Consider the following 12,091-nt stretch of genomic DNA (forward strand, 5'->3'; position numbering starts at 1 on the left):
AGCGGATGATTGTGTTGGAGAAACGGCCGCAGCCGTCCAAGGCGTGGTCTTATGCCACCCCCCTGGTGGCGGTGTTGGCAACGATGGTGTTTGGCGGCATTCTGTTCGCAATTCTGGGTAAGAACCCGATCGAAGCAATCGGCACCATTTTCTGGGAACCTCTGTTCGGAGAATTCGCCTTTTATTACCGTCCGCAATTGCTGGTGAAAGGGGCACCTCTGGTGCTGATCGCTATTGGCCTATCGCTGGGTTTCCGCGCCGGTATCTGGAATATCGGGGCCGAGGGTCAATACATCATGGGTGCCATCTTTGGTGCCGGTGCGGGCTTGGCCTTCTATCCGCTAGAGGCGTTTTACGTTTTTCCGATCATGGTGATCGCTGGCGCGCTTGGCGGTTGGTTGTGGGCATCCATTCCGGCCTTTCTAAAGGTCCGTTTCGGCACCAATGAAATACTTGTTTCGCTGATGCTGGTGTACGTGGCCGAACAGATGCTGGCCTCGGTCTCGCTGGGCCTGCTGAAAAACCCTGAAGGCTTCGGCTTTCCCGGCTCGCGTAACCTGCAATCCTATGAAAGCGCACATAATGCGGAACTGATCGCGGGGTCCGGGATGCACTGGGGTGTCGTGACCGCACTGATCGCGGTGATCTTTGCCTATGTCCTGCTGAACCGGCACATGTTGGGCTTCCACATCCGGCTGACCGGAGAAGCCCCTCGCGCGGCAAAGTTTGCAGGCGTGAACCCGGCGCGGCTGATCTTGTTCTGCCTGGGTCTGTCCGGCGCGCTGGCCGGGCTTGCGGGCATGTTCGAAGTGTCCGGCCCCTCGGGTGTGGTCAGCATCGACTTTAACGTCGGCTATGGCTTTACCGCGATCATCGTGGCCTTTCTGGGCCGTCTGCATCCGGTGGGTATCCTGCTGGCCGGTGGCCTGATGGCGCTGACTTATATCGGCGGTGAAATCGCGCAGTCTCAGCTGGGCCTGCCCGCCGCTGCCATTCAGGTGTTCCAGGGGATGCTTCTGTTCTTCCTGCTGGCTTTCGATCTTTTGACCAACTACCGCATCCGTGCGGCCCATAGCGAGGTGGCGTGACCCATGGATTTAGGTGAAATCAATCCCGTACTTCTGATCGCCTCGCTGATGGTGGCCGCAACTCCGCTGCTGTTGGCTGCAATCGGAGAGCTGGTGGTCGAGAAAGCAGGCGTCCTGAACCTTGGCGTCGAGGGTATGATGATCGTGGGTGCAATCAGCGGATTTGCGATCTCGGTCGAAACCGGCTCACCCTGGCTGGGGTTCATTGCGGCGGCCATCGGCGGCGCCGTACTGTCGCTACTGTTTGTGCTTCTGACACAGTTCGCGCTGGCCAATCAGGTTGCAAGTGGTTTGGCCCTAACCCTGTTTGGCCTGGGTTTCAGCGCCCTTCTGGGCCAAAGCTATGTAGGTATCAAGCCGCCCAGCATGGGTGACATCCACATCCCGGTGATCAGCGATATCCCGGTGATCGGCCCGATCCTGTTCCAGCATGACCCGATCCTGTATGTCGGTATCGCCCTGACAGCCGCCGTGTGGGCCGTTCTGAAATACACTCGCGTCGGTTTGATCCTGCGCGCGGTGGGTGAAAACCACGATGCGGCTCACGCCTTGGGTTACAAGGTTATCAAGATCCGCATCATGGCGATCCTGTTCGGTGGCGCGTGCGCGGGCCTCGGCGGAGCCTATATCAGCCTGATCCGCGTCCCGCAGTGGACCGAGGGGATGACGGCCGGTGTCGGCTGGATCGCCCTGGCGCTGGTGGTCTTCGCCAGCTGGAAGCCATGGCGCGCCTTGCTGGGTGCCTATTTGTTCGGCGGAATCACGGTGTTGCAGCTTAATTTGCAGGCGGCGGGCGTTGCCATTCCAGTCGAGTATCTGGCAATGTCGCCCTATATCATCACGATCCTTGTGCTTGTGATCCTTTCGGCCGACAAGAGCAGCGCACCTGCCTCACTAGGCCGGATCTTCCATGCCTCACACTAGGGGCCAATTAAACCAACTTGGGGAGTAACACATGAAATTCACATCACTTTTGGCAAGCGCCGCCATGGCGCTGGGTTTGGCGACAAACGCCATGGCCGAAGACAAAACCAAAGTCGGTTTCGTCTATGTCGGCCCCGTCGGCGACGGCGGCTGGACCTATGAACACGACAAGGGCCGTCTGGCGGTCGAAGAGCATTTCGGTGACAAGGTCGAAACTGTATTCGTGGAATCAGTGCCCGAAGGCCCGGACGCTGAACGTGTGATGACTCAGATGGCGCTGGAAGGGGCTGACCTGATCTTTACCACGTCGTTCGGCTATATGGACCCGACCATCAACGTGGCCAAGAAATTCCCAAACGTGAAATTCGAGCATGCGACTGGCTACAAGACCGCCGACAACGTTTCGGTCTATTCTGCTCGCTTTTATGAAGGTCGTGCCGTTCAGGGCCACATCGCCGGTAAAATGACCGAGTCGAACATCGTCGGCTATATTGGTTCCTACCCGATCCCCGAAGTGATCCGCGGCATCAACTCAGCCTATATTCACGCCAAGAAGGTGAACCCGGATGTCGAGTTCAAGATTGTCTGGGCTTACACTTGGTTCGATCCCGCAAAAGAAGCGGACGCCGCCACCGTTCTGATCGAACAGGGCGCCGACGTGATCCTGCAGCACACCGACTCGACCGCGCCGCAGGCGGCCGCGCAAGAGGCAGGCAACGTAATCACCTTCGGGCAGGCCTCGGACATGAGCGAATACGCCCCCAAGCCGCGCGTATCCTCGATCATCGACAACTGGGCGCCATACTACATCGCGCGCACTCAGGCTGTTATGGATGGGTCGTGGGAAACCGTGAACACCTGGGACGGCATCAAAGAAGGCATGGTTGAGATTGGCGAAATCTCGGACGCGGTTCCTGCCGAAGTGAAAGAAGAAGCGCTGGCGATGAAGGCCGCCATGGCCGCAGGTGAATACCACCCCTTCACGGGTCCGCTGAAAAAGCAGGACGGCAGCGACTGGCTGGCCGAAGGCGAAACCGCCGATGACGGAACGCTGGCGGGCATGAACTTCTATGTCGAAGGGCTGGAAGGCGACATTCCGCAGTAAACCTAACAACACTCACACCGAAGGGCTGGCCATTTGGCTGGCCCTTTTTTGTTGGAGTGCGCCTTGACGAACGGGCCGGCACCAGACCTGATGGGGCCGGTGATCCATCAACGGTGGGACGAAAAACCGATGCAAACCAAGGCACAAGATCGCAGCCGCTGGTGGATACTTGGCGCGATGGGGGCCATTCTTGGCGTCATATTGCTGGATGAAACAGTCGTCAGTGTCGCGTTGCCCACCATCCGGGCCGAACTAAATCTGTCGCGGTTGGATGCGCATTGGGTGGTCAATATTTACCTTTTGGTGTTGGCCTGTTTTGCCGGCGCTGCGGGACGATTGGGCGACATTTTGGGCATCCGGGTTTTGCTGAGCGTGGGCCTTCTAATCTTTGGTCTATCCTCAGCGTTGGGAGGGTTTGCCGAGAGCGGCCTGGCGCTGCTGACGGCCCGCGCGGTTCAGGGCGTTGGTGCTGCGCTGATCTTTCCCTTGTCGATGGTGGTGCTGATCCAATCCTTCGATGAAAAGGAACGCGGTCTTGCCCTTGGTCTGTACGGCGGCATCGGAACAGTCTTTCTGTCACTCGGGCCACTGGTCGGAGGCATACTGACCGAATACTTGTCGTGGCGCTGGATTTTCTGGGTCAACCCGCCAATTGTATTGGCTGTTGCCGCGATTGCCTTGGTCTACTGGCGTGATCCACCACACCAGCCTGAACTTGGGTTTGACTGGAAGGGTCTGTTGCTGCTGGTGCCGGGTCTGGCTGCGCTGGTGTTCGGGATCATGGAGGGGCCAGATCGGGGCTGGACCCAGCCCGAGGTGATTATGGCGCTTCTTGCAGGCTTCGTAGCGCTGGCCCTATTTGTCCGGGTCGAACAACGCATTCAAACGCCACTGATTGCAATATCACTATTTGCAAAGCCGGGTTTCGCGGCCTCGAACATGATCCTGTTCACTGCGCAGTTCGGCAAGATTGCCCTGTTTGTGTTCGGCGCGTCGTATTTTCAAACCAAACTTGGCTTTTCACCGCTGGCCGCCGGTGCCGCCCTTTTGCCAATCGCGTTTCCGCAGATCTTCGTGGCCCCATTGGCCGGTAAGGTGGCCGACAGGTTTGGCACGCGCGGCCCATCGCTGACGGGCACAGCGTTGGGGACACTGGCCATCGTGCTGGTTGCGTTGGGAATGCATCTGGAAGTCACGGCGCCGATCTTCGCTGGCTATGTTTTGTGGGGGTGTTGCGTACCGTTCCTGTTTGTCCCGCCCCGGCGGACCATCATGCTTGCCGTGCCACAGGATCTGCACGGGCAGGCCAGCGGGATATCCATGACGTTTCAACTGTTGGGTGGCACGGTCGGCATGGCCTTGGGCAGTTCCGTCTATGCCCTCAGCAACTCATACACCATGGTATTTGGCTTTGTGGCAGGCTTCGCAGCCTGCGTTCTGGCCTATTCTTATGCCTCGCTGACCGAGGCGAAAATACCCGGCCGCGCAACTAAGTGACGGCGCGGCCGGGGTTGGTTTAATGACCGGTCAAAACCAACGTATTCACCGGCATCAGGATCAGACGCAGGCGCAGGCCCGCAGCGTGAACAACGCCAATCGTGTCGATCACATGAAGCGTTGCAGATTTCCAGAAACCCAAATCCTCATGCTCTAGCCGTTCGTGGTTATCGGTATAGACATTGGCCAGACAGTTGCTGCCCGGCGGGATGTCATCGGCCATGCTTTCATAAAGCGGCTCCATATACACCAGGATTGATCCGGGATTGGTATTGGCCTGCACATCCCGCAGCTCATCCGAAGGGCGTATTTGGCCCGAGGGGATAACATCCTGCACCTCAACCACGACCATCGGGATCACGGTGAACGGCTTGGTCATACAACCCAGCTCTCCGATCATGCCCGGTTTGATGACTTGCGCGGACATTTGGTTGAACGCGGCCTGAAACCGATCATGGCCCGAGTGTGACGGCACCAAGATACCTGCCGGACGCAACAGAGGGCTGACATAGTCGCCGACCTGCAGGCCAAACTGTTCAATCCGGCCAGTGACCCCGGCGCTGATCACGGTTTTGTCCAGCTCGGTCAGGGCAGCGTCCAGCTGAGCGTTGGCGCTGGCCAGTTGAGCGGGGATCAACTCCTCGATCTGCTGCACGACTGCTGCGCGCTGTGACTCGGCGGCCCGCAATTGTGCCTCACGCTCGGCTACCAGGTTTTCCAGCCGGTCAATCTCGGCCAGACGCACGGCGCTGGACCCTTCGTCCCGCAGCGTGGTGTTGCGTTCAAGATCCTCCAGCGACTGATCCAACGCAGCGCGTGCCCCGGCGATGCCAGCCTCAGCCTCAGCCAGATCGGTCTGCGCCACCCTGAGCGATGCCTGAACCTGCGCTATATCGGCGTGCGCGGCCTCGACCATGGCTCTCTGTGTGAAATCCTCGATCCGGAAGATCGGCTGTCCAGCGGTCACCGTTTCGTTGTTGCGCACATAAACCTCGGACACACGCCCGCCCAGTTGCGGCAGGATCGTCACGGTGCGGAAATACGAGGCCGCGGTTTTGCTGGCGGGATGAAAATAAAACAGCGTGGTGATCACTGTCAGCGCCAGAATGGCGCAAGTGGTCAGACCCCAGCGCAATTCGTACCACATGGTGAACAGCGTGATTTCATGCCCGATCCGCTTACCCTGAACGTAGCGGCGAAACAGATAGTCGGGCAGCACCGTCACCAGCGCGCACATCAATGTCTCAAGCATATTCTAATGCTCCTGCTGCGCGGTGGGTTCGGTGGGTTGGGCCGTTGCGGGGCCTTCGGGGCGTTGATTGCCCAAAGATCGGATTGCATCCGCAATGGCTCTGAGTGGAGCGGCCACATCGGGGAACTGGAACCCAGCCACCAGAATGGCGGCGACCCAGAACAACCCGTTATGGGTGAACAGCGCCAGCAAGGCCAGTATCCCGACCAACTGGAACTGAGGGTGGTTGGATTCGTGCGCTATCTTTTCGGGGATCGAATGCAGGGTGAAATATCCAACCCCGATCAGAACAATCACCAAAACGGTAAACACAAACATGAACGTTAAAAGAAAATCACTGCCGTCCGCCTGGGTCACGTAGGACGGAATATGCCCCGTGGCCATCGGGTGTAGATCTGCGGTACTCACCCTGCCCTCCTGTTATTGCTTGTTACTTCTTTGGATGGGTTGATGCGCAAATTCAAGCCTGCTTAGAGTTCCAGACAGGTTAGGACGATCGGTTTCGCCATAGTAGGTACGCGGTGAAAAGGGGACATATGATTGATTTTCTTGTCATAGGCGGCGGTATCGCCGGTCTGAGCGCCGGGGCACGCCTGTCATATCACGGTCGGGTAACTGTGCTCGAGGCTGAGGATGCGTTGGGCTATCACGCGTCTGGCCGGTCCGCCGCGTTGTTCGAGGAAAACTATGGTCCGCCCTCCGTCGTTGCGCTGAACAGGGCCAGTGCCGCGTTTATGCGAGCTGAAAACGGCGGGTATCTGACGCCCCGCGATCTGATGTTGGTTGGTCGTAAGGATCAGGCCGAAATCTTTGAACGGGACGTCCATGATCTGAATATGCAAGTGATCCAAACGGCGCAGGCGCTGGCACGTGTGCCAATCCTGAACCCCGACACCCTTGGGTTCGCAGCGCTCAGCAGTGGGGCATTTGATATCGACACGGACCGGTTGCTGCAGGATTTCGCCCGCACCATTCGCGGCAATGGCGGTGACGTGGTGACCAAGGCCAGGGTCACCGCCATTCGCAAGGATGGGCGCTGGGTCGTCGAGGCTGGGGAAGTCTACGAAGCCCGCATCCTGATCAATGCTGCCGGCCCTTGGGTTGACGAGATCGCCGTGATGGCGGGGATTGCAACAATCGGAATAATTCCGAAACGCAGGTCGATGGCGCGGCTGCCTGCCCCCGGCGGGCATGACCTGAGCGGCTGGCCGATGATGTTGGGCGCGGGTGAGACATGGTATGCCAAGCCAGATGCGGGCAAACTGTTGGTTTCCCCGTGCGAGGCCGACCCCGTACCACCGCAGGATGCCTACGCCGATGACATGGTGTTGGCTGAGGGGCTAGCCCGGTACGAAGAGATGGTGACCGAACCCGTCACCCGGGTTGAGGTAAACTGGGCAGGGCTACGCAGCTTCGCGCCGGATGGAACTTTGGTATTGGGGCCCGATCCGTCTGATCCGACCTTTGTCTGGTCTGCGGGTCAAGGTGGCTATGGGTTCCAGACCTCTCCGGCGGCTTCGCAACTGGTTGCTGATCTGACGACCGGCGCGACATCTGAACTGGACCCTGAAATCATTGCCGACCTCAGCCCTGAAAGGTTGCGTCAATGAGCAAAAGAACCCTCCCCTCCAACGCCAGCGTTGCCACCGAAGGTCAGGACGGGCGGCTTGTCGCCCCTGCCGCGACCCGCAATGCCGAAGCTTTGTGTGACCTACTGGCTCAATGGGCCCCCAAAGCAGGCCGGGCGGTGGAAATTGCCAGCGGCACCGGCCAGCATGTCAGCGCATTCGCCCAGTGCCTGCCAAACCTCATCTGGCAACCGACCGAAGTCGAGGTCGAGCGGATAACCAGCATCAAAGCCTATGCTGCCGATCTGCCCAACGTTGTGGACGCAGTGGCTTTGGACGCCACTGCGCAAGGTTGGCACACCGAGTTCGCCGGTCAGGACCTGATCGTCCTGATCAATCTGGTGCATCTGATCAGCTGGCCGGAAACACAAATGCTGGTGACCGAAACCGCGCAGGCGTTGGCCCCCAAGGGGCGGTTTATCCTTTACGGACCATTCAAACGTTCGGGGCAATTGACCAGCGATGGCGACCAACGCTTTCACGATGCTCTGGTCCAGCAAGACGCTGAGATCGGGTATAAGGATGACGATGACATTGCCGCGCTGATGCGCGACCAGAACCTAACCATTGTCGAAATCGTTGAGATGCCTGCAAACAACCTGGCCTTTATCGCGGAAAAGCCGGGCCAATAGCAAAACAGGCGGCACCTCTGCGCCGCCTGTTCTCTGTCCGGGTTAACCGTCCTTGCGGATGGTTTCGTTTTTCGGATCGTAGGGGCTGTCGCAGGTCACGACCGCATCCCAAAGCTTGTCCTGAATTTTGACCTTCAGCTTGGTGCCTTCGACTGCCATTTCAGGTTTCACGTAGCCCATACCGATGGACTTTTCGAACGCCACCGAGTAGCCGCCCGAAGTCAGACGTCCCACACGCTCGCCTTCTGGCGTATACAGCGCCTCGCGGCCCCACGGGTCGGCATCGTCCGGCCCGTCGATCAACAAAGTGCAGCACTTCACACGCACGCCGGTTTCTTCCAGCTTGGCCTTGCCGTGGAAGTCCTTGGACAGGTCGACAAAACGCGGCAGGTCAGCTTCCAGTGGGGTCGCGTCGCGGCCCAGTTCGGTTCCAAAGGCGCGATAGGATTTCTCCTGACGCAACCAGTTCTGGGCGCGCGCGCCAACCAGCTTCATACCGTGCTTCTCACCCGCTTTTTCCAGCAAGTCGAACAGGTAGTTCTGCATTTCGATCGGGTGGTGCAGTTCCCAGCCCAGTTCACCGGTATAGGCCACTCGGATCGCGTTGACCGGGCACATGCCCAGTTCGATCTGACGGGCCGACAGCCACGGGAAACGCTTGTTGGACAGCGCGGTTTCCGGATCGGCGTCCTTGATGACCTCTTTCAGAACGTCACGCGACTTGGGTCCGGCGATGGCGAAGACGCCCCACTGGGTGGTTACGTCCTGGATTTCGATGTAGCCGAACTCTTCCATCTTGTCCTCAGCCGCCTTACGCAGATAGTCGGCGTCATATTCGGTCCAAGCGCCGGCTGAGACGATGTAATAGTTATTCTCGCCATTGCGGACGATGGTGTATTCGGTTCGGGTGGTGCCATGCGAGGTCAGCGCGTAGGTCAGGTTGATACGACCAACTTTGGGCAGCTTGTTGCAGGTGAACCAGTCCAGAAACTGGGTGGCGCCGGGGCCTTTGACGACATGCTTGGTAAACGCGGATGCATCGACCAGACCCACGCCTTCACGGATCGCTTTGGCCTCTTCGACGGCGTATTGCCACCAGCCACCACGACGGAACGAACGGCTTTCCTTATCAAAGTTATCTGGTGCATCGGTGGGACCGAAGTAGTTCGGACGTTCCCATCCGTTAACCCAACCGAACTGCGCGCCGCGTGCTTTCTGACGGTCGTAGGCCGGAACAGTCCGCAGCGGACGGCAGGCTTCACGCTCTTCATCCGGGTGGTGCAGGATGTAGACGTGCTCATAGCATTCTTCGTTCTTGCGGGCCGCGAACTCGGTGGTCATCCAGTTACTGCTGTAGCGTTTGGGGTCCAGCGAGGCCATGTCGATCTCGGCTTCGCCATCCACCATCATCTGTGCCAGATAGTAGCCGGTGCCGCCTGCAGCCGTGATACCAAAGCTGAAGCCCTCAGCCAGCCACATGTTGCGTAGGCCCGGAGCCGGACCAACCAGCGGGTTGCCGTCGGGGGTATAGCAGATCGGGCCGTTGAAATCGTCTTTCAGACCAGACTCGGCGCAGGACGGCACGCGTTCGGCCATCGCCATGTACTGATCAGCAATCCGGTCCAGATCCAGCGGGAACAGGTCCGCGCGGAAGCTGTCCGGCACGCCGTGTTCGAACTGCGCAGGCGCGCCGTGTTCGTAGATACCCAGAATCCAGCCGCCACGTTCCTCGCGGGCGTAAGATTCGTTGTCAGCATCGCGGACAACAGGGTGTTCGGGGTTGCCAGCTTCGCGCCATTTGACCAGCTCGGGGTCTTTGTCCATGACGATAAAGGTGTGCTCGACCGGGATCGCAGGCATTTTGATGCCCAGCATCTTGGCCGTGCGCTGCGCGTGGTTTCCGGAAGCGGTGACGACATGCTCGGCGGTGATAACAACCTGCTCATCCGAAGGAATGAGGTTGCCGCCCTTCTCGACCATCTTAGTGCAGGTGACTTCCCAGTGGGTACCGTTCCAGTGGAACGCATCGGCTTGCATCTTGCGGACGATATCGACGCCGCGTTGACGGGCACCTTTGGCCATCGCCTGCGTCACGTCGGCCGGGTTAATGTAGCCGTCTTCAGTGTGGTAAATCGCTCCCTTCAGGTCCGACGTCTCGATCAGCGGCCAGCGTTCCTTGATCTGGTCCGGGGTCAGCCATTCATATGCAACGTCGCAGGTCTCGGCCGTGGACGCATACAGCATGTATTCGTCCATACGTTCTTGCGTTTGGGCCATGCGCAGGTTGCCGACCACAGCAAACCCTGCGTTCAGACCGGTTTCTTCCTCAAGCGTCTTGTAGAAGTCGACCGAGTACTTGTGGATGTGAGTTGTCGCGTAGGACATGTTGAACAACGGCAGCAGGCCAGCGGCGTGCCAGGTCGAGCCGGACGTCAGCTCATCCCGTTCAATCAACATCACATCATCCCAACCCGCTTTGGCCAGATGATAGGCAATCGAGGTCCCAACGGCGCCGCCGCCAACAACCAATGCTTTGACTTGGGTTTTCATAACCGGGCGTCTCCCCTTGAATTCAGTTGACACCATATGGCGCATTTGAAGCACCCGGCGCGACATTCATCCGACCAGTGAGAGAAAAAAAACGACCCGCCACCGTAAACAGACTGCGGAATCATCGTGATTGGCGTTATTGCCCCGAGGCTGAACACCGCTTGATGCTGCCAACCTGCGCGCAGGACGTCCCCAGCCCGCCCTTATGCACGCGCACTGGTTGCGAGGTTTTTTTCGGAGCCGGTTTCACTGCCGTATCCTTGTACTTGGGCGCTGCAAAGGCTGGCAGTTTGTTTTTCAGCCTGTTGAAAAAACCCGATCCTTCGGCCTGGTCCTCTTCTGCCAAAGCCGCCTGGCGCTGATCAGAGTCCAACAGCAGTTTTTGCGCCCGACCATACCCGATTTGCAGGATGTCCTGATTTTCGAATACCTCACCCCCGGTAATATCCATGATGCCATCGCTGTTGAAATCCGACGCCGTCAACGAATTGACCATCATGGCCGTGACATCCAGATTCTTGAGCTTTTCATCGGTGATCTTTTCCTGAACCAACTGCATTTCCTTATACAGCTGATCCATCTTTTCGGCGACCTCTGGCTGGCGGTCTTGCTGGACCGAAACACCCTGCCCCACCACAAGCGACGGATAAGTCAGTAAAGTGTTAAGGGCGGCATAATCGACGGCCTCCAAAAGCTCTAGAATCGTGGCGTCATCGGCATTAGTGCCCATCCGGATCACAACCTCTTCGTCAATCCCGATCCGCCCGATGATCCTGCGATAATCCACCGCTTCAGTGGGATTGGTCAGGTCCTGAGTGATTTCCATGAATGCGACACCGTCAATCACCGCAAAACCCTGTTTGATCGCGGTATGCGACATGAAATTTTGCTGCCGCGAAAGGGCCATGCCCGCCAGCGAGTTACGCGCCGATTTTGGTTTGAGGCTGATGTCGAACCAGACGACCTCATCACCTTTGGCATATACCAGCCCGGTTTCGCTCAGCTTGCGCGCGATCCCTTTCTTGCCGCCTTTCACCAGACGCATCAGTTCAGCCGTACCAGATACCGAACTGATCAGGGGGATCGGGGCATAATTCGAAAGCACCGTATCGACGGGCGCGCTGTCCATCTGGGTCAGCTCAAATTGTGCCCATCCGGCGCTGGCTGCTGGCAGATAAGACTTGGCCCCGGCTTTCCAGCGTTTTTTCCGGTTACGTTCGACGGCTTTGGCCTCACGCTCTTCCTGTTGTTGCGCAAAACGGTGCTTGATCGATTCGACATAACCACTGACGGACAAAGTGCCTTCGTGCTTTTTGCCCTGTTGGTAATAATCAAGGCCCGCAATAGTCGATATTACGACCACCATAAAACCAAAAATCCGCAAAATGCCCATCTGAGATTCCAAAATCAATCGC

At 58.3% G+C, this 12,091-nt stretch carries 10 protein-coding genes; 6 read left to right on the plus strand and 4 right to left on the minus strand.

Features of this window, described 5'->3' with window-relative positions:
• The first annotated feature begins 5 nt into the window (after positions 1-5).
• The 4 genes from ACR0M2_RS05065 to ACR0M2_RS05080 all read left to right on the plus strand — a co-directional run bounded on the left by ACR0M2_RS05065 (position 6) and on the right by ACR0M2_RS05080 (position 4,614).
• Positions 6-1,088: an ABC transporter permease gene (locus tag ACR0M2_RS05065; protein ID WP_170360597.1), complete on the plus strand. Its 1,083-nt coding sequence runs from the start codon at positions 6-8 to the stop codon at positions 1,086-1,088.
• Positions 1,089-1,091: 3 nt separating this feature from the next.
• Positions 1,092-2,012: an ABC transporter permease gene (locus ACR0M2_RS05070; protein ID WP_170374180.1), complete on the plus strand. Its 921-nt coding sequence runs from the start codon at positions 1,092-1,094 to the stop codon at positions 2,010-2,012.
• A 31-nt stretch (positions 2,013-2,043) separates the two neighbouring features.
• A complete protein-coding gene (locus tag ACR0M2_RS05075; protein WP_170408950.1) occupies positions 2,044-3,117 on the plus strand; it encodes a BMP family ABC transporter substrate-binding protein in 1,074 nt (357 codons plus the stop codon).
• A gap of 63 nt (positions 3,118-3,180) precedes the next feature.
• Positions 3,181-4,614: an MFS transporter gene (locus ACR0M2_RS05080; protein ID WP_480704177.1), complete on the plus strand. Its 1,434-nt coding sequence runs from the start codon at positions 3,181-3,183 to the stop codon at positions 4,612-4,614.
• Between the two features lie 19 nt (positions 4,615-4,633).
• Here the strand turns inward: ACR0M2_RS05080 and ACR0M2_RS05085 are convergent, their stop codons facing one another.
• Positions 4,634-5,866 (minus strand): HlyD family secretion protein, encoded by a 1,233-nt coding sequence (locus ACR0M2_RS05085; RefSeq protein ID WP_480704178.1) that lies wholly within the window; start codon positions 5,864-5,866, stop codon positions 4,634-4,636.
• A gap of 3 nt (positions 5,867-5,869) precedes the next feature.
• Positions 5,870-6,274: a hypothetical protein gene (locus tag ACR0M2_RS05090; RefSeq protein ID WP_480704179.1), complete on the minus strand. Its 405-nt coding sequence runs from the start codon at positions 6,272-6,274 to the stop codon at positions 5,870-5,872.
• 128 nt (positions 6,275-6,402) lie between these two features.
• Between ACR0M2_RS05090 and ACR0M2_RS05095 the strand changes: the two genes are divergently transcribed.
• Positions 6,403-7,476: an NAD(P)/FAD-dependent oxidoreductase gene (locus ACR0M2_RS05095; RefSeq protein WP_480704180.1), complete on the plus strand. Its 1,074-nt coding sequence runs from the start codon at positions 6,403-6,405 to the stop codon at positions 7,474-7,476.
• Positions 7,473-8,126: a DUF938 domain-containing protein gene (locus tag ACR0M2_RS05100; RefSeq protein ID WP_480704181.1), complete on the plus strand. Its 654-nt coding sequence runs from the start codon at positions 7,473-7,475 to the stop codon at positions 8,124-8,126. The genes ACR0M2_RS05095 and ACR0M2_RS05100 overlap by 4 nt, the downstream gene beginning before the upstream one ends.
• Before the next feature lie 42 nt (positions 8,127-8,168).
• Here the strand turns inward: ACR0M2_RS05100 and ACR0M2_RS05105 are convergent, their stop codons facing one another.
• Positions 8,169-10,676 carry a GcvT family protein gene (locus tag ACR0M2_RS05105; protein ID WP_170408946.1) on the minus strand — a complete coding sequence of 836 codons (2,508 nt, stop codon included), beginning with the start codon at positions 10,674-10,676 and terminating at the stop codon, positions 8,169-8,171.
• A 136-nt stretch (positions 10,677-10,812) separates the two neighbouring features.
• On the minus strand, positions 10,813-12,087 hold the full coding sequence (locus ACR0M2_RS05110; RefSeq protein ID WP_480704182.1) for a hypothetical protein: 1,275 nt from the start codon (positions 12,085-12,087) through the stop codon (positions 10,813-10,815).
• Positions 12,088-12,091 lie beyond the last annotated feature (4 nt).

It is taken from the genome of Ruegeria sp. BE10 (assembly GCF_056538905.1).

Coding starts and splice junctions, on each gene's coding strand:
- ACR0M2_RS05065 (WP_170360597.1), top strand. CDS start 6: ATGATTGTGTTGGAGAAACGGCCGCAGCCGTCCAAGGCGTGGTCTTAT.
- ACR0M2_RS05070 (WP_170374180.1), top strand. CDS start 1,092: ATGGATTTAGGTGAAATCAATCCCGTACTTCTGATCGCCTCGCTGATG.
- ACR0M2_RS05075 (WP_170408950.1), top strand. CDS start 2,044: ATGAAATTCACATCACTTTTGGCAAGCGCCGCCATGGCGCTGGGTTTG.
- ACR0M2_RS05085 (WP_480704178.1), bottom strand. CDS start 5,866: ATGCTTGAGACATTGATGTGCGCGCTGGTGACGGTGCTGCCCGACTAT.
- ACR0M2_RS05095 (WP_480704180.1), top strand. CDS start 6,403: ATGATTGATTTTCTTGTCATAGGCGGCGGTATCGCCGGTCTGAGCGCC.
- ACR0M2_RS05100 (WP_480704181.1), top strand. CDS start 7,473: ATGAGCAAAAGAACCCTCCCCTCCAACGCCAGCGTTGCCACCGAAGGT.
- ACR0M2_RS05105 (WP_170408946.1), bottom strand. CDS start 10,676: ATGAAAACCCAAGTCAAAGCATTGGTTGTTGGCGGCGGCGCCGTTGGG.